The following is a 25249-nucleotide window of genomic DNA, read 5'->3' as shown; positions in this document are numbered from 1 at the left end:
CCGGGCCTGCTGCCCGCGGTGCGGCCGTTCCGCGACCATCTGCGGTGGCTCGCCGGGCAGGACCGTCAGGCCGCCGCGGACGCCTGGCGCACCGCGCTCGACGGACTGCCGGGGCCGACTCTGCTCGCCGGGCAGGCCCCCGGCCCGGCCGAGGCGCCACGCCGTCTGGAGAGCGCCGTCGATCCGGAGACGTCCGCCGCGGTGACGGCTTTCGCGCGGGAGCGGGGGGTGACGGTCGGTGCGGTGGTGCAGGCGGCGTGGGCGGTGTTGCTGGGTGCTCTGGTGGGCCGTGGTGATGTGGTGTTCGGGGTGACGGTTTCGGGTCGTCCGGCGGAGTTGGACGGTGCCGAGTCGATGGTGGGGTTGTTCATCAATACGGTGCCGTTGCGGGTGCGGGTGGATCCGGCGGAGGGGCTGGGGGATCTGGTGGTGCGGGTGCAGGCGGAGCGTTCCGCGCTGCTGGCGCACGAGTACGTCGGGCTGGCGGAGATCCAGCGGATCGCCGGACACGGCGAACTCTTCGACACCGCGCTGGTGGTCGAGAACTACCCCGCGGGCGACGACGTCACCGAAGTCACCCCGGGCCTCGACGTGCTGGGCACCGACGGCTACGACTCCACCCACTTCCCGCTGGCCCTGGCCGTGCTGCCGGACGACGTCCTGAGGTTGCGGCTCGACTGCGCCCCCGGGCTGTTCGACGACAGCGGGCTCGCCGCCGTCGCCGAGCGCTTCACCGGCATCCTGCGTGCCATCAGCGGCGCACCGCACCGGTCCGTGGCCCGGGCCGGGGTCCTCACCGCCGCGGAGGCCGGGCTCGCCGTCGGCGTGGGCCACCGCGGCACGGCCGCCGCACGGCACGGCCTGTGGCACGACCTGTTCGAGCGGCGAGCGGCCCTCGCCCCGGACCGCCCCGCCGTGGAGTTCGAGGACCGGACCCTGACCGCGGCCGACCTGAACGAGCGCGCCAACCGGCTGGCCCGCCTGCTGATCGCCCGGGGCGCGGGCCCCGAGCGCTTCGTCGCCGTGGCACTGCCCCGCTCACCGGAACTGGCCGTCGTGACGCTGGCGGTCGCCAAGGCCGGAGCCGCGCTGGTGCCGCTCGACCTCGCCCACCCCGCGGAGCGCGTCGGGCTGGTGCTCGCCGACACCGAACCGGTGCTCGTCGTCACCTCCGCCGCCGCCGGTTTCGCCGAGTGCGGGGTGCCCCGGCTCCTGCTCGACGACCCGGCCACGGCCGACCGCCTCGCCACGCGGGCGGCGGACGACGTCCGCGACGAGGAGCGCACCGCCCCGCTGCACCCGGCCCACCCCGCGTACGCCGTGCACACCTCCGGTTCGACGGGCCGCCCCAAGGCCGTGGTCGTCACCCACGCGGGACTGCCCGGACTGGCCGCGGGGCAGATCGAGCGGTTCGCGGTGACGGAGGACAGCAAGGTACTGCAGTTCGCCTCGCCCACCTTCGACGCGTCGGTCTCCGAGCTGATGCTCGCGCTGCTCTCCGGGGGAACGGCGGTCCATGCCCCCGCCGACCGGCTGCTGCCGGGGCCCGGGCTCATCACCCTGCTCGCGGAGAAGCGGATCACCCACGTCACCCTGCCGCCCGCGGTGCTCGCCGTCCTGCCCGACGACGCCGTACCCGCGGACACCGTGATCACCGTCGCCGGAGACGCCTGCACCGCCGAGGTCGTCCGCCGCTGGGCGCCGGGGCGCCGTCTGGTGAACGCCTACGGGCCGACGGAGTGCACCGTCTGCGCCACCATGTCCGATCCGCTGGCGGCCGACGCGGGAGCACCCCCGATCGGCCGCCCGATCGACGGATCCGTCGTCCATGTCCTGGACTTCGCGCTGCGCCCGGTGCCGGCCGGGGTCACCGGTGAGCTGTACGTCTCGGGCCCCGCCCTGGCCCGCGGCTATCTCGGGAACCGGTCCCGTACCGCCGAGCGGTTCGTCGCCGCCGCGGGAGGAGAGCGCATGTACCGCACCGGCGACCTGGTGCGGTGGCGGCCCGACGGGGAACTCGACTTCGTCGGCCGCGCGGACGACCAGGTGAAGGTCCGCGGGTTCCGCATCGAACCGGCCGAGGTGGAGGCGTACCTCGGCGAGGAGCCCGGGGTGGCCCGCTGCGCCGTGACCACCGACGACCAGCGGCTGGTCGCCCTGGTCGTGGCCGAGGACGGCGCCGGGCTCGACCCGGCGCGGCTGCTCGACGCGCTGGCCGAGCGGGTACCGGCTCATCTGCTGCCGTCCTCCGTGACGCTCGTGGACGATCTGCCGCTGACCCGCAACGGCAAGCTCGACCGCGCCCGGCTGGAGGTCCCGCGCCTGGTCGGCACCGGCTCCGGGCGCGGGCCGCGCACGCCACGGGAGGAGATCCTGTGCGGGCTGTTCGCCGATGTGCTCGGCGTGGACACGGTCGGTGTCGACGACGGCTTCTTCGAGCTGGGCGGGCACTCCCTGACCGCCACCCGGCTGGTGAGCCGCGTCCGCGACGTCCTCGGAGCGGAACTGTCGGTGCGCGATGTGTTCCAGGCGCCGACCGTCTCCCGGCTCGCGGCTTTGTCGGGTGGGGTGGGTTCGTTGGGTGTGGGGTTGCGGGGGGTGGTGCGGCCGGGTCGGGTGCCGTTGTCTTTCGCGCAGCGTCGGTTGTGGTTTTTGGATCGGTTGGATGGTTCGGGTGGGGTGTATAACGTGCCGATGGCGTTGCGGTTGTCGGGGCGGTTGGATCGGGGTGCGTTGTTTGGTGCGTTGGGTGATGTGGTGGGGCGGCATGAGGTGTTGCGGACGGTGTTTGCTGAGGATGGTGAGGGTCCGTATCAGGTGGTTTTGGATGCGGGTGTGGTGTCTCCTGAGTGGGTGGTGTGTTCGGTTTCTGTGGGGGATTTGGCGGGGGAGTTGTCGGCGGCTGCTCGGCGGGGTTTTGATTTGTCGGTTGAGTTGCCGGTGCGGGGGTTCTTGTTTGAGGTGGGTGTGGGTGAGTGGGTGGTGTTGGTGGTGATGCATCATATTGCGGGTGATGGGTGGTCGGTGGGGCCGTTGGCGGCTGATTTTGCTGAGGCGTTTTCGGTGCGGTGTGGTGGTGGGGTTCCGGTGTGGGAGCCGTTGCCGGTGCAGTATGCGGATTTTGCGGTGTGGCAGCGGGAGTTGTTGGGGTCTGAGGGTGATGGGGGGAGTGTGTTGGCGGGGCAGGTGGAGTTTTGGCGTGGTGGTTTGGCGGGGTTGCCGGTGGAGTTGTCGTTGCCGGTGGATCGGGTGCGTCCGGTGGTGGGGTCGCAGGTTGGTGGGCGTGTGGAGTTTGTGGTGTCGGGTGGGGTGCATGAGGGTGTGGTGCGGGTGGCGCGGGAGTGTGGTGCGACGGTGTTTATGGTGTTGCAGGCGGCGTTGGGTGTGTTGTTGTCGCGGTTGGGGGGTGGTGATGATGTTCCGATTGGTGCGCCGGTTGCGGGGCGTGGGGATGTGGCGTTGGAGGGGTTGGTGGGTTTCTTTGTGAATACGTTGGTGTTGCGGACGGATGTGTCGGGTGATCCGTCGTTCCGTGAGTTGGTGGGTCGGGTGCGGTCGGTTGATCTGGCGGCTTTCGCGCATCAGGACGTGCCGTTCGAGCGGATCGTGGAAATCGTCAACCCGGAACGTTCCGCCGCCCGCCACCCCCTCTTCCAGACCGCTCTCACCTACAACACCGCCGACCAGATCGCCGCGCTCGACGTGACGACCCGGCTGCCCGGACTCACCACCGAACCCCTCTCCGTGGACACCGGTGCCGCCAAGTTCGACCTCGACTTCGAATTCGGGGAATCCCTGGCCGACGGTGCCCCCGCCGGTATGACGGGGACCCTCGACTACAGCGCCGACCTGTTCGACCCGGAGACGGCCGAATCCCTCGTCGCCCGACTGCTGCGGGTGCTGGAGGCGGTGGTCGGCGACCAGGATGTGCGGGTCCAGGAGATCGACCTGCTGGACGCGGCCGAGCGGGCACAGGTGCTCCACGAGTGGGGCGCCGGTGACGTCTACGTCCTGGACCGCCGACTGCGCCCGGTGCCGGCCGGTGTGTACGCGGAGGTGTACGAGGCGACCGACCTCCCCGGCGAGGGCATGGTGCCCGACCCGTTCGGCCGACCGGGCCGCTGGCTGCGGCCGACCGGCGAGCGCGGCCGCTGGAGGCGTACGGGCGAACTGGAGCGCGCCGGGGCCGGAGAGCCCTCCGCTGACGGCACCGGCACCGGCACCGGCACCGGCTCCGGGCGCGGGCCGCGCACGCCACGGGAGGAGATCCTGTGCGGGCTGTTCGCCGAATTCCTGGGCGTCGCGGACGTCGGACCCGAGGAGTCGTTCTTCGACCACGGCGGCCATTCACTGGCCGCGATCCGTCTGCTGAACCGGGTGCGTGCCGTGCTCGACACCCCGGTGTCGCTCAAGGACTTCTTCGAGAACCCCACCCCCGCCGGTGTCGCGGCTTTGTCGGGTGGGGTGGGTTCGTTGGGTGTGGGGTTGCGGGGGGTGGTGCGGCCGGGTCGGGTGCCGTTGTCTTTCGCGCAGCGTCGGTTGTGGTTTTTGGATCGGTTGGATGGTTCGGGTGGGGTGTATAACGTGCCGATGGCGTTGCGGTTGTCGGGGCGGTTGGATCGGGGTGCGTTGTTTGGTGCGTTGGGTGATGTGGTGGGGCGGCATGAGGTGTTGCGGACGGTGTTTGCTGAGGATGGTGAGGGTCCGTATCAGGTGGTTTTGGATGCGGGTGTGGTGTCTCCTGAGTGGGTGGTGTGTTCGGTTTCTGAGGGGGATTTGGCGGGGGAGTTGTCGGCGGCTGCTCGGCGGGGTTTTGATTTGTCGGTTGAGTTGCCGGTGCGGGGGTTCTTGTTTGAGGTGGGTGTGGGTGAGTGGGTGGTGTTGGTGGTGATGCATCATATTGCGGGTGATGGGTGGTCGGTGGGGCCGTTGGCGGCTGATTTTGCTGAGGCGTTTTCGGTGCGGTGTGGTGGTGGGGTTCCGGTGTGGGAGCCGTTGCCGGTGCAGTATGCGGATTTTGCGGTGTGGCAGCGGGAGTTGTTGGGGTCTGAGGGTGATGGGGGGAGTGTGTTGGCGGGGCAGGTGGAGTTTTGGCGTGGTGGTTTGGCGGGGTTGCCGGTGGAGTTGTCGTTGCCGGTGGATCGGGTGCGTCCGGTGGTGGGGTCGCAGGTTGGTGGGCGTGTGGAGTTTGTGGTGTCGGGTGGGGTGCATGAGGGTGTGGTGCGGGTGGCGCGGGAGTGTGGTGCGACGGTGTTTATGGTGTTGCAGGCGGCGTTGGGTGTGTTGTTGTCGCGGTTGGGGGGTGGTGATGATGTTCCGATTGGTGCGCCGGTTGCGGGGCGTGGGGATGTGGCGTTGGAGGGGTTGGTGGGTTTCTTTGTGAATACGTTGGTGTTGCGGACGGATGTGTCGGGTGATCCGTCGTTCCGTGAGTTGGTGGGTCGGGTGCGGTCGGTTGATCTGGCGGCTTTCGCGCATCAGGACGTGCCGTTCGAGCGGATCGTGGAAATCGTCAACCCGGAACGTTCCGCCGCCCGCCACCCCCTCTTCCAGGTCTCGCTGACGGTGGAGAACGCCGACGCCCACGCCACGATCCCGCTGCCCGACGTGCCGGGACTCACCGCGCACACCTTCCCGGTGGACACCGGGGCCGCCAAGTTCGACCTGGCCTTCGGCTTCGCAGAGCGGGAGGAGGGCGGATTCACCGGATCCCTCCAGTTCAGCCGCGACCTCTTCGATCGGGAGACCGCCGAGTCCTACGCCGCCCGCCTCGTACGGCTGCTGGAGTCCGCGACACAAACCCCCGACCAGCCCGTCCGAGCCCTCGACATCCTGCCCGCCGCCGAGCGCCGCACCCTGCTGGAGGAGTGGAACGACACCGCGTCGGCCGTGGGCAGCCCCACGCTCCCCGAGATGTTCGAGGAGCGGGTCCGCCGTACCCCGGACGCGCTCGCCCTCATCGCGGAAGGACACCGCCTCAGCTACGCCGAACTCGACGCCCGCGCCAACGCGCTCGCCCACGAGCTGATCGCCACCGGGATCGGTACCGAGGACGTCGTCGCCCTGCTGCTGCCCAGGTCCGCCGAGCTGATCGTGTCCCTGCTCGCCGTGGTCAAAGCCGGTGCCGCCTACACCCCGATCGACCCGGCCCACCCCGACGCCCGCGTCGGTGTGATCCTCGGCGGAAGCCGGGCCGTCCTGGCGCTGACCGACCGGGAGGGCGCCGCACGCACCGGGAACGTCCCCTGCCTCCTCACCGGCGACGGCGACCTCGCCTCCCGGCCGCGGCACGCGCCGACCGACGCCGACCGGGTACGCCCGCTGCGCCACCACAACGCCGCCTACCTCATCTACACATCGGGCTCGACGGGAACGCCCAAGGGCGTGGTCGTCCCCCACACCGGACTCGCCTCCCTGGCCGCCGAGGAGGCCCGCCGGTTCGCGGTCGGCCCCGACAGCAGGTTCCTGCAGCTGTCCGCGCCGGGGTTCGACGCGATGGTCCTGGAGGTGACGTCCGCCTTCGCCGCCGGTGCCGCCCTGGTCGTACCACGGCCCGGTCCGCTCGCCGGTGAGGTGCTCGCGGAGACCGTCGCCGAGCACGCCGTGACGCACGCCCTGGTGCCCCCCGCCGCCCTGGCGACCGTTCCCGAAGGGGCCCTGTCCTCGATGACCACACTCATCGTCGGCGGCGAGGCCTGCGGGCCCGAACTGGTGGCCCGCTGGGCGCCCGGACGCCGGATGGTCAACGCCTACGGACCCACCGAGTCCACGGTGGTGACCTCGACCTCCGACCCGGTCACCACCGACGGCGACGTGCCGATCGGGCGCCCCGTCCAGAACACCACGGTCCACCTCCTCGACTCCGCGCTGCGCCCCGTACCGGTCGGTGTGCCCGGCGAGATCTACGTGAGCGGCGCGGGCCTCGCCCGCGGCTACCTCGGGAGCCCCGGCCTCACCGCCGAGCGGTTCGTGGCCCTCCCGTTCGGCGCCCCGGGGACCCGCGCCTACCGGACCGGAGACCTGGCCCGGTGGCGCCGGGACGGCCAACTGGTCTTCCTGGGGCGCGCCGACGGCCAGGTCAAGCTGCGCGGCGTACGCATCGAGACGGGCGAGGTGGCAGCCGCCGTGTCCGCCGCCCCGGGCGTTCTCACCGCCGTCGCCGGACTCCACACCTCCGACGGAGTGCCCCGGCTGGTCGCCCATGTCGTCGCCGAGCCGGGGGAGACCGTCGACCCGGCCGCGGTACGTGAACACGCCGCAAGCCTCCTGCCCCGGCACCTGGTCCCGGCAGCGGTCGTGGTCATTCCCGAGATCCCCGTCACCCCGAACGGAAAGGTCGACCGGGACGCCCTGCCCGCACCCGACTTCGGGGCCGTCGGGGAGACGCGCGCCGCGTCCGGCGAGGGGGAGGAAGCCCTGGTGCGGCTCTTCGCCGAGGTGTTGAACCTGCCGGAAGTGGGCGTCGACGACGGCTTCTTCGACCGGGGCGGGGACAGCATCCTGGCCATCGAGCTGGTGAGCAAGGCCCGCCGGGCCGGTCTCGTCCTCACCCCCCGCCAGGTGTTCGAGCACGCGACACCGGCACGGCTCGCCTCGGTGGTCACCTCCGCCACCGGCGCGGGCCCGGAACCCGAGGGCGGCGCGGTGGGAGCCGTACCGCTCACCCCCGTCGCCGCATGGCTGCGGGACACCGGGGCACCGGCCACCCGGTTCAGCCAGTCCACCCTGGTCCGCACCCCGGCCGGGCTGGGCGCCGCCCACGTACGGGACGCCCTCGCCGCGCTGCTCGACCGGCACGACGCGCTGCGCCTGACCCTGACGACCGGATCGGGCCGGTGGGAGCAGCACATACGCGAACCGGGGAGCGTCGACGCGTCCGCGTGCCTGCACCGGGTGGACATCGCGGGGCTGGACGACGACGCCCTGCGGACCGTGCTGGCCCGCGAGGGCGAAGCGGTCCGGTCCCGGATCGACCCGCAGCGGGGCGCCGTGCTGCGCGCGGTGTTCTTCGACCGAGGCCCCACCGAGGACGGCATGCTCCTGATGGTGGTGCACCACCTCGCGGTGGACGCCGTCTCCTGGCGCATCCTGCTGCCCGACCTCGCCGAGGCATGCGCCTCGCTCAAGGCAGGCGAGCCCGCACAGCTGCACCGGACGGGCACCTCCTTGCGCTTCTGGGCCACCCGTCTCACCGAACTCGCCCGGGAGCCCGCGCTCGTCGCCGACGCACCCCGCTGGGAGCAGACCCTGCGCCGGCCCAGGGTGTCCCTCGCCGACCGCGCCCTCGACCCGGCGACCGACGTGGCGCGGACCGCCGGCCGTCTGATGACGCGGCTGCCCGCCGACACGACGGCGGCACTGCTCACCGAGGCGCCCGCCGCCTACCGGTGCGAAACGCGCGACATCCTCCTCGCCGCCCTCGGCTGGGCCGTCGCCGACTGGGCGGCCGACGGGGAATCCGCCGTGGTGGCCGAGATCGAGGGCCACGGCCGGGACGAAGACCTGGTGCCCGGGGCCGACCTGTCGCGGACGGTGGGATGGTTCACCCAGACCCACCCGGTACGCCTCGACCTGGCCGCCCCCGACCGGGCCGAGGCCTGGTCGGACGGCGCCGCGACCGGCCGTCTGCTGAGCGCCGTCAAGGAACAGTCACGCCGCCTGCCGCTGCGCCGGGCCGGGTACGGGCTGCTGCGCCACCTCAACCCGGACGCGGGAGCCCGGCTGGCCGCCACCCCCGCACCGGACCTGGCGTTCAACTACCTCGGACGGTTCACCGGAGCCGCCGGCGACGAGGACGCGCCCGGCTGGTTCACACCGCTGTCCGGCTTCGAGACCGGCGACGATCAGGACCCCGCCGCCGCTCTCGCCCACCTGGTGGACCTCTCCGCCCTGGTCGCCGACCACGAGGGGGTCCCCACCCTGATGGCGAGCTGGACGTGGGCGTCGGAAGCCATCCCGCGGGAGCGGATCGAGGCGCTGGCCGGGCTGTGGAACCGGGCACTGGAGACCATCGTCCGCCATGCCCCGGGGGACCGCGGGCTCACCCCCTCCGATGTGACGGTGTCCCACCTCAGCCAGGACGAGATCGACGAGTTCGAACTCGACTTCGACCTGGATGGCGAAGAACCGGGCTGGTGAGGCAGGGGCGCGGGCGCCGACAAGCCGCCCGCGCCCCCGACCGGCGCAGGACTTTTCACCCTGCCTGAACGAGATTGTCCGCATGCCGTCGCACTGGAAGAGTCGGCGACGCCACCGCCCGGGAGGGCCTCATGCCAACAGCCGCGGAGCTTCGCCGCACCGCAAAACTGCACTACCGGCGCGCCGGACTCTGGACCAAGGCGCGCAGAGGTGACCTCGTCAGCCAACTGATGCTGCACGAGCGGCTGGCCGACCCCTATCCGCTCTACGAGCGGATGCGGGAGCGGGGCCCGGTCTACCGCAGCCGTACCGGGATGTACGCCATCACCTCACACGAACTGTGCACCAGAGTGCTGCGCGACCCCGCCTTCGCCCGGCGCAACGAGGAGCCGCAGCGCCTGACACCCCCCGGGGACCAGGGCCCGACCGCCGACTCCTCGTTCCTCCAGGAAGAGGTGTCCGACCACATGCGGTGGCGGCGCCTGGTCGCTCCCGCCTTCCGCCCCCGCAAGATCGGCGAATACCGCAGGCGCACCGAGGAGGTCGCCCACCGGCTCCTGGACGCCGCCCTGGCCAAGGGCGAGTTCGACCTGGTCAACGACTACGCCTCACCGCTCCCCATCACCGTGATCAGCGAACTGCTCGGACTCAGCGACATCGACGTCGAGCAGTTCGCCCACTACGGGTTCGTGACCGGCAAGGCCATCGACGGCATCCGCTCCACGCGGCAGGCAGTCGAGTTCCGTACCGCGGTACGGGAACTGGACGCGCTGTTCGCGGCACTCGTCCGAAGGCGCCGCGCCGAGCCGGGCGACGACCTCGTCAGCGAACTGCTGCGGCCGCAGGGCGGCCAGGAATTGCCCGAGCGCGAGATCGTGGGCACCTGCCAGCTGCTGCTCACCGCGGGCTTCGAGACCACCACGAACCTGGTCTCCAACGCCGTCCTCAGGCTGAAGGAGCATCCGGCCCAGTGGGACAAGCTGGTGTCCGACCCCGAACTGGCCCCGGCCGCCGCGGAGGAGTCACTGCGGTACGACCCACCCGTGCAGTACTCGATCCGCGCCGCCCGCGAGGACTTCGAGGCCGGGGGCGAGAAGCTGCCGTCCGGAACGATCCTGATGCTGGTCCTCGGCGCCGCCAACCGTGATCACGAGGTGTTCGACGACCCCCACCGCTTCGACCTCACCAGGCCCGACGCGGGCAGCCACCTGGCCTTCCTCAGCGGTGCCCACTACTGCGTGGGCGCCCCGCTCGCCCGCATGGAGGCCGACGTGGCGCTGCGGGTGCTCGCCGAGCGCGTACCGGGCCTGCGGCTGACGGGCGACCCCGGACGCCGGCCCACCGCCGCACTGCGCGGCCTGCTGCACCTTCCCGTCGGCGCCTGATCCGGCCCCGCCCCACCGCGCGCCGCCCACCCTTCCGGAAGGAAACCACCTCATCGTGCCGACCCATCTCGCACCCCACCGGATCCCCGTCCGCCCGGTCCCGCGGGGCCTCACCCTCCACGGGGCCGCCGACTGGCTCACCGAAAACCTGGACGAGCTGAGAGAACTCCGCACAGAGCACGGCTCCGTGATGCTCCGCGGCCTGCCCTTCACCACCGCCGACGAATTCGCGCTGCTGCGCGACCGGATCATCGGCAAACCGGCCGACTACGTGGAGAAGGCGACCCCGCGCAGCGCCTACGGGCGGGGCGTGTTCACCGCCACTGACGTGCCCGCCCGGCGCCGCATCCGGCTCCACAACGAGAACAGCTACGCCCTCAGCTATCCCGGCCTGCTGGTCTTCGCCTGCCTGACCGCCCCCTCGGCGGGCGGGGAAACCTTCCTCGGCGATGTGCGCGCCATCGTCGACCTGCTCCCGGAGGACATGGTGGCGCGCTTCCGCACCCAGGGCTGGAAGCTGGTGCGCAACTACTGGGGCCACTTCGGACTCACCTGGCAGGAGGCGTTCGGCACCGAGGACCGCGACGAGGTCGAGCGGTACGCGGCCGCGCAGCACCTCTCCACCGAGTGGCACGGCGACCGGCTCACCACGACCCAGCACCGCTCCGCGCTGGTCAGGCACCCGGACACCGCGGACGTCTCCTGGTTCAACCACGTCGCGTTCTGGAGCGAATGGAGCCTGGAGGAACACGTACGCGAGTTCCTGCGCGGCGAATGCGGCGAGGACCTGCCCTTCCGCACCTACTACGGCGACGGCGAACCCGTCGGCCGACCCGAGATCGAGCAGCTCAACGCGGCATACGAACAGGTCAGGATGGCCGAGCGATGGCAGCCGGGCGACATCATGCTGGTCGACAACATCCGCCTCGCGCACGGCCGTGAACCGTACGAGGGCGACCGCGAGGTGCTGGTCGCCATGGGCGACCCGGTGGCCCGGGAGGACTGCGAGCTGTGACCACGCGGAACCTGTCCCGCAGGACGGCCGGCCTTCCGCCCCTGGCACTCGCGGCGCTGCTGCCCGCCGCCCGCGAAGGCGGCGCCACCGACCTCGCGCTCGGCATCCCGCTCGGCGACCCGCCCGGCGCCGCCGTCGAGGCCGCGGCCGCCGCGCTGCGCTCCGGGGCACACCAGTACGCCGACCCGGCGGGCCTCCTCGACCTGCGCCTGGCGGTGGCGTCCGGACTCGGCCGCACCCGCGGGGTGGCCGTGGACGCCGAGCACGAGCTGACCATCAGCGCAGGGGCCACCGAGGGGCTGCTGGTGGCGCTCCTCGCCACCACCGACCCCGGCGACGAGGTGCTGATACCGCAGCCGTATTTCGAGAACCACCCCGGCGTCGTCGAACTCACCGGCGCCGTACCGCGGTTCGTGCCCCTCAGCACCCCCGGGTGGCGGCTGACCGAGGCCGCCCTGAACGCCGCGGTGACACCCCGGACCAGGGCGGTGCTGCTCAACAACCCCCACAACCCCACCGGCCGGGTCTTCGACCGGGCCGAGTTCGCGGCGCTCACGGCCGTCTGCGAGCGTCATGACCTGATCCTCATCACGGACGAGGTGTACGACCGCTTCACCTACGACGGCCGTACCCACCACTCGCCCGTGGGCTCCCTCCCCGCCCTGCGCGACCGCGGCGTCGTCGTGGGCAGCTTCTCCAAGACCCGCAGGATGAGCGGCTGGCGCCTGGGCTACTGCGTGGCACCCCCGGAGATCACGGCCGGGCTGCGCAGAGTCCACGAGCGCACCACGCTCGGCACCCCGCACCCCCTGCAGCGGGGGGCTGTCGCCCTCGGCCCGCTCGACGAGGCAGAGGTGGACACGGCACGCGCCACGTTCCAGGACCGGCGCGACCTCGTCTGCCAGGGGCTGCGCCGCGCCGGATTCACCGTCCACACACCGGAGGGCGGATGGTTCCTGCTCGCGGGAACGGCCGGCCTCGGCCGGACCTCCTCCGAGCTGGCCCGCGAACTCGTCACCCACGCCAAGGTCCTCGTCGCCCCCGGGGCGTCCTTCTTCGCGGACCCGGCCACCGGGGAGAACTGGGTCAGGGTCGCGCTGGTCCGCGACCGTACGGAGATCTCCCCCGCACTCGACCGCATCGCCGCACATCTATCGGACGCACCGCTCCCCGTGAGCAGTTGAGGAGACCCCCGTGGACGGGAAGCCGGTGCGGCGCAGCACCTCCCTGATCGGCACCGACACCTTCCGGACCCCGACCTGGGCGATCCCCGGACAGACCATCGCCAAGAGGGGAGTCCTGTCGACCTTGCGGGCCGTGCCGTCAGCGGTCGCGGTCATCTTGTCCCTCGCCTGGCGCGCTTCGCGCTCCCTCACCCTGGTGGTCGGCTTCGCCCAGCTCCTCGCGGGCGGCGCGGCCGCGTTCGGCCTGATCGCCACCGCGAACGTACTGACGGCGCTGCTGGCCGAGGGCCCCACCCCCGACCGGGTGATGGATTCGCTGCCGTCGGTCCTCGCCGTCGTGGGCTCCTACGCCCTGCGCGGTCTGCTGGAGAGCGCGGCCACGGTCCTCCAGGGGCGGCTGCGCCCACGCATCATGGCGGCGGCCCAGGACGCGATGGACAGCTCCGTGGTGGCCGTCGAGCTGAAGGCCTTCGACGACCCCAGCTTCCGCGAGCTGGTCCGCCAGGGCGTGATGCGCGGGATGCCCTCCATCGACCAGAGCATCCGTCTGCTGGCGGAGGTGCTGAGATCTCTGGTGTCGATGCTCGCGGCACTCTTCGCCACCGCGGTGCTGAGCCTGTGGCTGCTCCCCGTCATGCTGCTCGCCGCGGTCGCGGAGGTCTGGACCGCGACGCAGGTCGGCAAGCTGGACTTCATCAGCTTCCTGGAGAACTCCGCCCGGCAGCTGCGCATCGGGGTAGTCCAGGACCTGATCGCGAAACGCGAGGTGGCCGCGGAGGTACGGGCCTACCGCCTGCAGGGTCCCCTGATGGAGGAGCACCGGCGCGTCGCCGACCTGCTGACCGGCGAGGCCGTGGCACTGGAGACCAAGAAGGGCTTCGTCCAGCTGATCGGGCGCACGATGACCGGCTGCAGCACCGGGCTGGCGTACATCCTGCTCGGATACCTGCTGTACGCGGGACACATGCCGCTGGCGCTCGCCGGTACCGCCGTGCTGGCCATGCGCAACGCGAACACCGGGCTCGCCGTGACCATGCGGTCGGTCAACCGGATCTACGAGCTGTCGCACTACCTCCAGCTCTACCGCGACCTGCTCGACGACGCCGCTTCCCGCAGACGGCCCCCGTCCGTGGCGGCCGCACCCCACAACCCCGCCAGGATCCAGCTCTCCGGCGTCGAGTTCAGCTACCCCGACAGCCCCGCGCCCGCCCTCAGCGGCATCGAGCTGTCCATCGGCCGCGGTGAGGTGGTGGCGCTCGTCGGTGAGAACGGATCGGGCAAGACCACGCTGGGTAAAATCATCACGGGGCTGTACCGGCCGACCTCGGGCGCCGTGCTGTGGGACGGCGTGGATCTCGCCACGGCGACCGAGGAATCGGTCTTCGAGCAGGTCGCCCTGATATCCCAGGAGCCGGCGCGCTGGCCGATGACCGCCGCCACCAACGTCCGGATCGGCCGCCTCGACGACCCGGACACGTCGGACCGGCACTGGGACGAGGCGGTGTCGGCCTCCGGCGTCGACGAGGTGATGGCTTCCCTGCCGGGCGGTGAGGACACCATCCTCTCCAAGGAGTTCGTGGGAGGGCGCGACCTGTCCGGCGGGCAGTGGCAGCGCGTCGGCGTCGCCCGCGGTGTCTACCGCGACGCCGCCGTCCTCGTCGCGGACGAGCCCACGGCCGCGCTCGACGCCAAGGCGGAGGCCGTCGTGTTCGAGGGGCTGCGAAGGGCCAGCGAGCGGAGCGAGGGCGGCTCACGGACCACGATCCTGGTGACACACCGGCTGGTGAACGTGCGCCGTGCGGACCGCATCATCGTGCTGCACCAGGGCCGGATCGAGGAGCAGGGCACCCACGTGGAGCTGATGGCGCTCGGCGGCCGGTACGCGGAGATGTACGCGCTCCAGGCCGAGGCGTACGCGGAGGTCTGAAGCGGCCCGGAGCGGCCACCGGCGCCGGAACTTGGCTACTTGCGCCTGACCACCCCGGCCTCATAGGCGGCGATGGCCGCCTCCACCCGGTTGCGCACCCCCAGTTTGCTGAGGATGGCGCTCACATGCGCCTTGACCGTGCCTTCGACCAGGTAGAGCTTCGCTCCGATCTCGGCATTGGACAGCCCGGCCCCCAGCAGCGCCAGCACGTCGTGCTCCCGCTCGGTGAGGCGGTCCAGGGTGTCGCGCCGCGGGGCATCGGTCGCCAGCCGGCCCGTACGCAGTCCGGAGATGACCCGGGCGGCCACGTTCGGCGAGAGATAGGCGCCGCCGGCCGCGACCGCCTGCACACCGTTCAGCAGCTCCCGCGGGTCGTCCGCCTTCAGCAGGAACCCGTTGGCACCCGCCTGCAGGGCGCGGGCGATGAACTCGTCCTCCCCGAACGTGGTCAGCATGATCACTGCCGCCTCGGGACGGTCGCGGTATATCTGCTCGGCGGCGGCCAGGCCGTCGAGCCTGGGCATCTGGATGTCCAGGAGCGCCACGTCGGGGCGGTGCCTGCGGGCCAGCTCGACAGCGGTCTGCCCGTCGGCCGCCTCGGCGACCACCTCTATCCCCGGATCCCTCGCCAGGATGGCGCGGACTCCCGAACGGATCATCGCTTCGTCGTCGGCGAGGAGAATCCGCACCGGGGGCTTGTCTCCAGAAGTCTGCTGCACGGGGAAAGACTAATGCCGGGCAGGCGGTGGGGGAGCGGACCACGGGCCCCCGGCCACGGTATTGGCCGACTCCTGTCCCTGCCCCGACCAGGGGGCATGCCCCACCCCTGACGAAAGTCATGGCGGTCCTGGCGAACGACCGATGTGCCGGGACGCGCCGCTCCCTACGGTTGAAGCAATTCGAAAAGCCGAAGGGAAAACTTGTGATCACCCTGCGAGGGCTAACCAAGCGCTACGGCGACATCGTCGCCGTGGACGGCTTGACCCTGGACATCAAGGAAGGCCAGGTGACCGGCTTCCTCGGGCCCAACGGTGCCGGCAAGTCGACCACGATGCGCATGATCCTCGGGCTGGACCACCCGTCCGAGGGCGAGGCACTGATCGACGGAAAGCCGTACTCCTCGCTGCGTCACCCGATCCGGGAGGTCGGGGCGCTGCTGGACGCCAAGGCGCTGCACCCGGCCCGTTCGGCGCGCGCTCACCTGGTGTCCCAGGCCCGCAGCAACGGCATCCCCCTGAGCCGGGTGGACGAGGTCCTCGAGACCGTCGGTCTGACCAAGGTGGCCCGGCGGCGCGCCGGGGCGTTCTCGCTCGGCATGTATCAGCGGCTGGGTGTCGCGGGTGCCCTGCTCGGCGATCCGAAGGTGCTCATCTTCGACGAGCCGGTCAACGGTCTCGACCCCGATGGCGTGCGCTGGGTGCGCGAGCTGGTCCGGTCCCTGGCGGCGGAGGGCCGGACGGTCTTCCTCTCCAGCCACCTGATGAGCGAGATGCAGCTGACCGCCGACCAGCTGGTCATCATCGGAAGGGGAAAGCTGCTGGCCGACACCCCGATGGCGGACCTGCTGGCCAGCAGCTCACTGGCCTCGGTGCGGGTACGCGTCCCCAGCGCGGAGGACCTGCGCATGATGGTCGATCAGCTGTTGTCGTACGGCGATGTGCAGGTGGAGTCGCCGACCGGCGAGGATCTCGTCGTCAAGGGACGCAGCGCGGAGGAGGTCGGCGACCTCGCCCACCGGCTCGGCGTGCGACTGCACGAACTGCGCACCGTCTCGGCCTCGCTGGAGCAGGCCTACATGGAACTGACCGCGCAGAGCGTGGAATACGGAACGGGCAATACCACCGTGTTCGAGACCACGGATTCCCCGGTGGCGCAGAAGGCTGGAGCGTGAGTGCTGTGTCGACCGCTGTGAGTACACACCCCGACAAGAGCACGGCCACCCGTCCATCCGGGGGCGGCTTCGCCGGAGCGTTCACCTCCGAATGGACCAAGCTGTGGTCCATCCGGACGCCCTACGCCTGTCTGCTGGTGGGCCTGATCGTGACGGGCATCTTCACCTTCTACTACGGCTCGATCGCCCGGATCAACGACAAGCCGATCCAGCCGGTCGGCAACGCGTCGGCCTCGTCCGTCATCCTGGTCCAGTTCGTCTTCCTGGTCCTGGCGATGACCACAGTGACCAGCGAGTACGCCACCAGCAGCGTGCGCACCTCACTGCTGTGGGTGCCCGTCAGGCACCGGGTGCAGATGGCCAAGGCCCTGCTGAACGCCGTGGTGGGATTCGTCTGCGGCGTGCTGTACGGCGCCGTGGGCGTCGCGGTGGCGTGGGGACCCTTCCGCGGCCACGCCACGTTCGACGCCTCCAAGGTGGTGGCGCAGGTGCTGGCCATCGGCGTCTACTGCGCGCTGATCGGGGTGTTCGCGGTGGGGGTGTCCTTCGCGCTGCGGACCGCGGCCGGAGCGCTGTCGGTGCTCTTCCTCGTGATCTCCGCCCTGCCGAGCATGCTGGTGGGCCTGGGCGGCTCGGTGCTGCTGACCATCAACGACTACATGCCGCAGACCGCCGGTGGCTACTTCATGACCGGCAACGGCGACGGTCCCTATCCCGATGCCGTCGGGCTCCTGATCACGCTGGCGTGGGCCGTCGTCGCCCACATCGCCGGGGTGTATGTGCTGCGCAAGCGCGACGCCTGACCGGCTGACGCGCCGGAGGCCCCTCACGGCGGCCGACGGCCCGGATACCCCGGTGCCCGGTCACACCTGCGACTCCCCCGGCAGGTGTGACCGGGCTCCGGTTCGTCCGACATACTCCCTTTATATTCGGATGTATACGGCGTCTGCGGCCTTGTGTCTACGTATTGGCCTGTGATGATGTAGATGATTGACGGAAGACTTCTCCGTCAATCTGCGTATATAGTGCGGGAGTTGGCGGGCCCGGAGTTAGGCTGTTCATCGCCACTCGGGTGTGTTTGACGACCAAAGCGCATGGTTAGCGGATGTGGGCGCGTGCAGCGGCCATCAGTGATTCTGTGCTCATACAGGGGGATCTCAATGCAGAGTGTGCACTTCACGGTGGAAGATTTAGCGCAACTCAAGGTCCTGCCCACCGTGGGACCCGTCGCCGAAGCTGTCTTCGCGGTCGACCTCTTCAGGCGCGGAGGCGGAGGCGCGCCTTTCACCCGCTGGCGGGATGCCGTCAACCTGCGGATGCGCCGCGTACAGCCCGTCCCGGTCACCCCGCGCGTGCCGCGTCCCGCCGGTCCACCCGCGTCGCAGGACGGCACCGGTGGCGGTGCCTGGCTGTTCGACCTCCTGGCCCAGGAGCAGGAAGGGACATCCGGTGATGGCGAACACCCACCGGACCCGGTGGTGCGGCGGATGCTCCAGCTGGGCGTGGCCCCGTACTGGGGCAAGGCCCGGGGGTATCTGCAGATCGACCGGGACTATCGCTGCCGGGTCATGGCCGGCGGCGGGATCGAGGGCATGCTCCGCAACCTGCACACCTGGGTGGGGTGGCGGCCGCCGACGCTGACGATCGCGTCAGGGCGCGGAGGGGAGATCCAGCTGCGCGGCAGGGGACTGGCGATCGTGCCGTCCCTGTTCATCGACCGCCCGAGGATCTTCACCGGGCCCCGCGACGAGCAGCGCACACCCGTCCTCGTCTATCCGACGATCCTCGACTCCGCGGCGGCCAACACGCTGTGGGACTCGGCCGGGGCCGACGACCGGGCTCTCGCCGCCCTCGTCGGCCGCACCAGGGCCAGGGTGCTCGAGGCCCTGACCGAGACCTGCAACACCAGCGAACTGGGCCGCAGGCTCGGCATCTCGCCCGCCGCCGCGAGCCAGCACGCCGCGGTGCTGCGCGGCGCGGGTCTGATCACCAGCCGCCGCCGCTTCAACACGATGCTGCATTCGCTCACCCCCCTCGGCTCGGCCCTGGTGACGGTGGGCAGTCCCGTACCGAAACCGCTGACGGACCGGGGCGACCAGGGCCTGGAACTGACACTGGCCCCATGAGCGCGAGGGGTGGCCGTCCTACTCGGGGGGCCACCCCGTATAGCGGCGCAGCCCGTAGACCAGTGGCCTCGGCGGTGCCGGTGTCAGGCAACGCACGCGCAGCACCCCACCGAAGACGACCATGTGGTCACCCACGGTCTCGCTCCGGCGAACCTCGCAGTCGGCGACCGTATGGGCCTCGTCGACCAGGTGCGGAACACCGGTCTCCGCGGCCGCCTGCCACGCGACGCGGTCGAACCGGTCGGGCGCGCCGGAGCTGAACAGCTCCGACGTCGGGGCGGCGTGCTCGTGCAGCAGATTCACCGCGAACACCCCGGACGCCAGGATCGTGTCCAGCGTCGGGCTCGCCCTCCTGACACAGGCCAGCAGGACCGGCGGTTCAAGCGAGACGCTGCACAGCGACGAGCAGGTGAGCCCGACCGGTGTGCCGTCCCGACGCGCGCTGGTGAGCACGGCGACCCCCGACGGGAAGCTCGACATCAGCGAGCGGAATTCACCGCTCGTCACCATGGTGTGCTGGGAAGCACCCACGCCATGTCACCTCTCCGCAGATCGCACGACACTCCCGAAGGTCGCGGCCCCCATACCTTCCCGAGCGGCGGGTCGGCTGTCACCGGCTTTCACCGAGCGATTAATAACCCACCCGGTTGCCGTTTCCGGGGTGTCGTCATTAAGTCATTCCTTAATCCCTTCCCGAATTCTTCCCGGATCGTGTTCCGTTCGATCCGAATTCGTATACTCCGGTCCTGTGTGCCGGGCTGTCCGGTGCGCGTCGACGGAACCGAAGGAGCCGATCCGTGAGCGTGAATCCCTTTGAGGACCCTGATGGCGTCTACCACGTCCTGGTCAACGAGGAGGGCCAGCACTCCCTGTGGCCCACGTTCGCCGAGGTCCCGTCCGGCTGGACGGTGGCCCTGGAGGAGACCGACCGCCAGGCGGCGCTGGACTACGTCAACGCCAACTGGACCGACATGCGGCCGAAGAGCCTGATCGCGGCCATGGAAGGCGCATCGCGCCAGTGAGACCCGGTTCGTCAGCTGGATCAGCCGTGGCGACAGTCGCCCGGGGAGCGGGGGTTGAAGTGTCCGGAAAGCCAAGTCCGCCGTCGCGGTCGGCCCTCGCCGAACCCGCCGTGGCGCCGACCAGGGTCCCCAGATGGGCCGCGAGCGACATCCACGGCGACCCGGTGGACGAACAGGTCGTGCCACTGCCCGCCGCCGTGTTGCGGACTCTGCGCCGGCTGTCGGTCGACGAGTCCGTCGACCTGGCGGCGCTGCTGCTGGCACCGCTGGTGAAGGTGCTCGGCGAGATCACGGCGGAGCGGTCCGTCGCCGTCGGCTACCGCGCGCCGGAGCAGGAAGGCCAGGGTACGCCGCGCCCGCTCCACGTCGAGATCCCCGACGGCAGCTGGCGCGACCTGGTGACCGTGGTGTTGACCAGCAGCGCGCTGAGTCTGGTCCGCCCGCCGACCGCCTCGCCCCAGGCCTACGAGGTCGTTCTCGATCTCTCGCCGCTCCGCGGCGGACGTGGCCCGGCCGAACCGGTCGCCCTCGCGGCCGGGACCGCGCTCCAGGTGGTCTGCGGGACCGGGGAGAGCCCAGCCCTCCACCTCCACCACCGCACGCGCGTCATCGACGCCGCGTACACACGTCGGCTCGGCGGCTACTTCCGCGCCGCGCTGGACGGGCTGACGGCCTCCCTCGACGAGGAGCACGGACGACTGGAACTGCCGTCGGCACCGGAGCGCGACCACCACCTGAGCGGACTCGCGGGCCCCGTGGTGCCGCTGCCCGACCTGATGTTCCCCGGACTCTTCGAGGAACAGGTCCGCGCTCACCCGGACGACCTCGCGCTGTCCCACGACGACGTCCGATGGACCTACCGGACGCTCAACGCCGCGGCCAACCGCGTCGCCGCCGCCCTCCTTCAGCGCGGTCTGCGGCCGGAGGACGTGGTGGCGGTCGTGATGGAGCGCACCTGCGACTGGGCGGCCACCGTGCTCGGCGTCCTGAAGGCCGGCGGCACCTACCTGCCGGTGCGCCCCGACTTCCCCGCCCAGCGGGTGGCCACTCAACTCCGGCGCAGCGCATGCCGTTTCGTCGTCGCTGAACGATCCGCGCGCGGCCTCGTGGCGGCCACGGACGACGAGCCGGAGAACCCGAGGACCACCCTCTTCGCCGAGGACCTGCTGGAAGGCGAAGACGATCCGGGCAACCCCGGGACCGGGATCGGTCCGGAGCAGTCCGCCTACGTCTACTTCACCTCGGGGTCGACGGGAGCGCCCAAGGGCGCCCAGTGCGAGCACGCCGGGATGATCAACCACCTCTACGCCAAGATCGAATCCGTGGGGCTGGGCCAGGGCGACGTGGTGGCGCAGACCGCCTCGCAGTGCTTCGACATCTCCCTGTGGCAGCTGATCGCCCCGCTGCTGGTCGGAGCGGCCGTACGGATCGTCGACACCGACACCCAGCTCGACCCCGAGCGGTTCCTCGACGAACTGGCCGGCACCGAGGTGTCCGTCGCACAGCTCGTCCCCTCGTACTTCGAGATCCTGCTGGGCCTGCTCGAACGCACCCCCCGGGACCTCGGTGTGCTGCGCTCGATATCGGTCACGGGTGAGGCGCTCAAACTGGACCCGGTACGCCGCTGGTTCGCCGTGCAGCCCGGCATCCAGCTGGTCAACGCGTACGGGGCGACCGAGGTCAGCGACGACACGATGCACGAGGTGCTCACCGCGCCACCCGTGCGCGACTTCGTCTCGGTGGGCCGGTCCCTGCGCAACGTCCGCACCTACGTCCTCGACGCCCGCGGCCGCCTCGCCCCCCTCGGCACGCCCGGCGAGATCGTGTTCGCCGGGGTGTCCGTCGGACGCGGCTACATCAACGACGAAGAGCGGACCGCGGAGGCTTTCGTCCCCGACCCCTACGTACCGGGCGACCGCATGTACCGTACCGGCGACTTCGGCCGCTGGCTCCCGGAGGGCACCATCGAGTACCTCGGCCGACGTGACCAGCAGGTCAAGATCCGGGGGTTCCGCATCGAGATCGGCGAAATCGAGAACAAGCTGCGCACCGCACCCGGCGTGCACGACTGCGCCGTCGTCGTGGACCCCGGCGCCGGAGCCGACGCCGACAAGAGCCTCGCGGCGTTCTTCGTGGCCACCGGACAGGTGCGGGAGAACGAGCTGCGGGACCACCTGTCCGCACTGCTGCCCGACTACATGGTCCCCGGCCACTTCCACCACCTGGACACCCTGCCGCTCAACGAGAACGGCAAGGTGAACAAGCGGATGCTCGGCGAGCTGGCCGAGACCCTGGGCCACGCGCTGGGCTCACACACCGCCCCCGCGACGGACACCGAACGGTGGCTCGCCACGGAATGGGCCGAAGCGCTCGGCGTCCCTCTCGAGCGCATCGGCCGCGACGACCACTTCTTCCAGCTCGGCGGCACCTCGCTCACCGCCGTGCGACTCGTCGTCAAACTGAACCGCGCGATCTCCCTCAAGCAGCTCATCGGCTCACCCGTGCTGGTCGACCTGGCCGCGCAGATAGACGCCGGCCGCGAGGGGCAGAGCGCCGAGTACGGGCTGCTGCAGCCGCTGGTGGACCACGTGCCCGACCCGCTGGCCACCCTGGTCTGCTTCCCCTACGCGGGCGGCAACGCGGTCAACTTCCGGCTGTTCGCGGAACACCTGGCGGAACACGGAATCGCGGTACTCGGGGTGGAACTCCCCGCCCACGACTTCACGGGCTCCCCCGAAGAGCCGCAGGACGTCCCGGACATCGCGCGTCGAGTCCACGACGAGCTGCTGCGGCACGTCACCGGGCCCGTGATGCTCTGGGGACACTGCGCCGGAGGCGCCCACGCGCTGGCCACCGCACGGCTGCTGCGAGGAAGCGGCGCGCAGCTGACCGAGGTCTTCATCGGCGCACTGCTCCTCGACCCGGTCAGCGATCTCGAAGCCGAGGTCGACGAGGTCAGCGCCATGACTCCGCGGCAGATCACCGAACGGCTCATGGCGGACAGCTCCTACGTGGAACTGGACCGGCTCAAGCCCGAGCGGGCCACGCTCGTTGGCTCCGCGTACCAGCACGACGTGCGCTCGACCAACGCCTACCTGATGGACCTCCACGCGGACCCGGCGGCGCACCGCGTCGACGTCCCGGTCCATGTGGTGCTCACCGCCGACGACCCCAGCACCAAGGGCGACACGGAGCGCCACCGGAGCTGGGCGGGCGTGGCCGACCGGCTCGTGCCGCACGAACTCGCCGCGGGCGGGCACTACTTCATCAGCACCCGGGCCGCGGAGAGCGCTTCCCTCGTCGCCAGGGTGCGTGCGGCCGCCGGCCGGCCCACGGTCTGACGGCTGAGAACCAAGGGCCCGCCCGGCTTCTTCCGGGCGGGCCCGGCCCTTTCACAAGGCTCCGCGGCCGACGCCGCCGCATTTAACGCCTGACGAAAACACGCTGGTGGTAAAGGCTCGAATTCATGATCCGCCGATGTCGGTAACAGTGCTGGTCAGGGCCTTCTTCGGTCATTTCGAAAATGCTTGACGCTCTCTTCCGGCATCAACTAGCTTCGGCTCGGCCCCATGGTCGGAAAACATCCTAGAGGAACTGGAAAAAAGACTGTCACCGAGTTCGACGGCCGCCTCGATGGATGAGCGGTCAGCGCAATTCGGGTATCTCCTTTCCGCTTCCTCTCATCTGACGCTCTGCGTTGAGGAGTGAAGGGAACCCGTGGTGAACGCGCGCTCGCAGTCGATCGAGGACATCCTGCCGGTCACCCCGCTGCAGGAAGGAATGATCTTCCACCACGTCTACGACGACAGCGCGCCGGACGTCTACGTGGCCCAGATCGTGTTCCACCTCGACGGCGAGCTGGACCGGGCCGCCCTGCGCACAGCGGCCCGGGAGCTGCTGCGCCGCCACTCCAGCCTGCGGTCCGCCCTCCGCCAGCGACGATCGGGCGAGTGGGTGCGGATCGTGCGCCGGGAAGTACGTCTGCCCTGGCGCGAGGCCGACCTCAGCCACCTGTCGGACGCCGACCTCGCCGAGGCCGTGACGGCCGAGGCGACCACCGACCGGGCGACGCGCTTCCGCCTCGGTGACGCCCCGCTCGTCAGATTCACGCTGCTCGACCTCGGCGAGGACCGCTACCGCTTCGTCCTGACCGCTCACCATGTCGTCGTGGACGGCTGGTCGATGGCTGTGCTGCTGCGCGAACTCGTCGTCCTCTACCGCAACGGCGGCGACCCGCACGCGCTGCCCCCCGTCCGCTCCCACCGCGAACACCCCGCGTGGCTGCGCAGCCGGGACGAGGAAGCCTCCCGTACGGCATGGCAGGAGGCACTCGCCGGAATCACCGAGCCCTGCCTGCTCTCCCCGGGCGCCGACCGGACCCCCGTGGTGCCCGAGCGCCTGGACTTCGCCCTGGACGACGAGGCCAGTGGCGCCCTCACCGAGCTGGCCCGGGCCCGGGGCGTTTCCCTGAACACCGTGCTCCAGTGCGCCTGGGCGCTCGTCCTCTCCCACCTCACGGGGCGCGACGACGTCCTCTTCGGCGTGACCGTGTCCGGCCGCCCGCCGGAGCTGGAAGGCATCGAGAACATGGTGGGGCTGTTCATCAACACCGTCCCCATGCGGGTACGCCTGAAGCCGGACGAGACCCTGGCCGACCTGCTCGTCCGGGTGCAGCGCGAACAGGTCGCGCTGATGGACCACCAGTACCTCGGCCTGAAGGAGATCCAGCGGGTCGCGCACGTCGACGAGCTGTTCGACGCGGCCATGGTCTTCGAGAACTTCCCGCGTCACGCGGACGACGCGGACGCCGGCGCGCTGCGCGTGCGCGACGTGGAGTCGCGCAACGCCACCCACTACCCGCTCACCCTGGTCACCGGTGTGGGGGAGCGGGTCGGCGGCCGTCTGGTACATCGCCCCGACCTCTTCGACGCCGCACGCGTCGAGGCCATCTCCGGCACGCTCCAGCGCGTGCTGCGAGCCATCGCCTTCACCCCCGACCTCCTGCTGGGGCGTCTTGACGTGCTCGTGGAGGATGAGCGTCGGCGTGTGCTGGAGGAGTGGAACGATACGGCGGTGGAGGTGCCGGGGGTTTCGCTGCCGGTGTTGTTCGAGGAGCAGGTGGCGGCTGTTCCCGGTGCGTGGGCGGTGGCGTGTGGTGAGGTGTCGCTGTCCTATGGGGAGTTGGACGCGCGGGTGAACCGTCTCGCGCGGTTGTTGGTGTCGCGTGGGGTGGGGGTGGAGTCGCGGGTTGTGGTGGCTTTGCCGCGGTCGGTGGATGTGGTCGTCGCGCTCCTGGCGGTGTTGAAGGCGGGCGGGGGGTATGTGCCGGTGGATCCGTCGTATCCGGTGGAGCGTGTGCGGTTCATGGTGGAGGACTCGGCACCGGTGTTGGTGCTGTCGGTGTCCGGTGCGTTGGAGGGTGTGAAGACGCCGGGTGTTCCGGTGGTGTTGCTGGATGATCCGGGTGTGGTGGCGGAGCTGGCGGAATTCCCCTCGTCCTCGCTTGGTGTGGTGCCTGGGTTGTCGTCGGCTGCGTATGTGATTTATACGTCGGGTTCGAC

Annotated in this window: 13 protein-coding genes; 11 read left to right on the top strand and 2 right to left on the bottom strand. The window is 70.7% G+C overall.

Annotated elements, in window-relative coordinates:
* Nucleotides 1-18: 18 nt before the first annotated feature.
* The 5 genes from ACFV9T_RS40345 to ACFV9T_RS40325 all read left to right on the top strand — a co-directional run bounded on the left by ACFV9T_RS40345 (nucleotide 19) and on the right by ACFV9T_RS40325 (nucleotide 14649).
* The gene (locus tag ACFV9T_RS40345; protein WP_385448213.1) at nucleotides 19-9138 is read left to right on the top strand and encodes an amino acid adenylation domain-containing protein; all 9120 of its coding nucleotides are present in this window, start codon (nucleotides 19-21) and stop codon (nucleotides 9136-9138) included.
* Nucleotides 9139-9269: 131 nt separating this feature from the next.
* Complete coding sequence (locus tag ACFV9T_RS40340) at nucleotides 9270-10523, top strand: cytochrome P450 (RefSeq protein ID WP_385448211.1); 1254 nt, start codon at nucleotides 9270-9272, stop codon at nucleotides 10521-10523.
* Between the two features lie 55 nt (nucleotides 10524-10578).
* Nucleotides 10579-11538, top strand: coding sequence for a TauD/TfdA family dioxygenase (locus tag ACFV9T_RS40335; protein ID WP_385448208.1), 960 nt, complete (start codon nucleotides 10579-10581; stop codon nucleotides 11536-11538).
* Nucleotides 11535-12722, top strand: a complete 1188-nt coding sequence (locus ACFV9T_RS40330; protein ID WP_385448205.1) for a pyridoxal phosphate-dependent aminotransferase — start codon at nucleotides 11535-11537, stop codon at nucleotides 12720-12722. Before ACFV9T_RS40335 ends, ACFV9T_RS40330 begins: the two co-directional genes overlap by 4 nt.
* 10 nt (nucleotides 12723-12732) lie before the next feature.
* On the top strand, nucleotides 12733-14649 hold the full coding sequence (locus ACFV9T_RS40325) for an ABC transporter ATP-binding protein (protein ID WP_385448202.1): 1917 nt from the start codon (nucleotides 12733-12735) through the stop codon (nucleotides 14647-14649).
* Nucleotides 14650-14684: 35 nt separating this feature from the next.
* Here the strand turns inward: ACFV9T_RS40325 and ACFV9T_RS40320 are convergent, their stop codons facing one another.
* Entirely contained in the window at nucleotides 14685-15368 is a 684-nt protein-coding gene (locus tag ACFV9T_RS40320; RefSeq protein WP_385448199.1) for a response regulator, read from the bottom strand.
* A gap of 203 nt (nucleotides 15369-15571) precedes the next feature.
* Here ACFV9T_RS40320 and ACFV9T_RS40315 point away from each other — a divergent pair, with 203 nt between their 5' ends.
* The 3 genes from ACFV9T_RS40315 to ACFV9T_RS40305 all read left to right on the top strand — a co-directional run bounded on the left by ACFV9T_RS40315 (nucleotide 15572) and on the right by ACFV9T_RS40305 (nucleotide 18666).
* Nucleotides 15572-16540 carry an ABC transporter ATP-binding protein gene (locus ACFV9T_RS40315; protein WP_385448197.1) on the top strand — a complete coding sequence of 323 codons (969 nt, stop codon included), beginning with the start codon at nucleotides 15572-15574 and terminating at the stop codon, nucleotides 16538-16540.
* The gene (locus ACFV9T_RS40310) at nucleotides 16537-17343 is read left to right on the top strand and encodes an ABC transporter permease (RefSeq protein ID WP_385448194.1); all 807 of its coding nucleotides are present in this window, start codon (nucleotides 16537-16539) and stop codon (nucleotides 17341-17343) included. Before ACFV9T_RS40315 ends, ACFV9T_RS40310 begins: the two co-directional genes overlap by 4 nt.
* 378 nt (nucleotides 17344-17721) lie before the next feature.
* Nucleotides 17722-18666 (top strand): ArsR/SmtB family transcription factor, encoded by a 945-nt coding sequence (locus tag ACFV9T_RS40305; RefSeq protein ID WP_385448192.1) that lies wholly within the window; start codon nucleotides 17722-17724, stop codon nucleotides 18664-18666.
* An 18-nt stretch (nucleotides 18667-18684) separates the two neighbouring features.
* Here ACFV9T_RS40305 and ACFV9T_RS40300 read toward each other — a convergent pair whose 3' ends face one another.
* Nucleotides 18685-19197, bottom strand: a complete 513-nt coding sequence (locus ACFV9T_RS40300) for a flavin reductase family protein (protein WP_385448190.1) — start codon at nucleotides 19195-19197, stop codon at nucleotides 18685-18687.
* Nucleotides 19198-19463: 266 nt separating this feature from the next.
* On the opposite strand from ACFV9T_RS40300, the gene ACFV9T_RS40295 reads away from it, so the two are divergent.
* The 3 genes from ACFV9T_RS40295 to ACFV9T_RS40285 all read left to right on the top strand — a co-directional run.
* The gene (locus ACFV9T_RS40295) at nucleotides 19464-19688 is read left to right on the top strand and encodes an MbtH family protein (protein ID WP_385448187.1); all 225 of its coding nucleotides are present in this window, start codon (nucleotides 19464-19466) and stop codon (nucleotides 19686-19688) included.
* Nucleotides 19689-19747: 59 nt separating this feature from the next.
* Nucleotides 19748-23029: an amino acid adenylation domain-containing protein gene (locus ACFV9T_RS40290; protein ID WP_385448184.1), complete on the top strand. Its 3282-nt coding sequence runs from the start codon at nucleotides 19748-19750 to the stop codon at nucleotides 23027-23029.
* A gap of 379 nt (nucleotides 23030-23408) precedes the next feature.
* The coding region (locus ACFV9T_RS40285; RefSeq protein ID WP_385448181.1) for a condensation domain-containing protein at nucleotides 23409-25249 on the top strand (1841 nt) is incomplete at its 3' end.

This window comes from Streptomyces sp. NPDC059850 (genome assembly GCF_042731515.1).
In the GTDB taxonomy this organism is placed as follows: Bacteria; Actinomycetota; Actinomycetes; order Streptomycetales; family Streptomycetaceae; genus Streptomyces.
The sequence above is the reverse complement of the archived record's forward strand: the minus strand, read 5'-3'. Positions and strand labels throughout refer to the sequence as shown.

Coding starts and splice junctions, on each gene's coding strand:
- ACFV9T_RS40340 (WP_385448211.1), top strand. CDS start 9,270: ATGCCAACAGCCGCGGAGCTTCGCCGCACCGCAAAACTGCACTACCGG.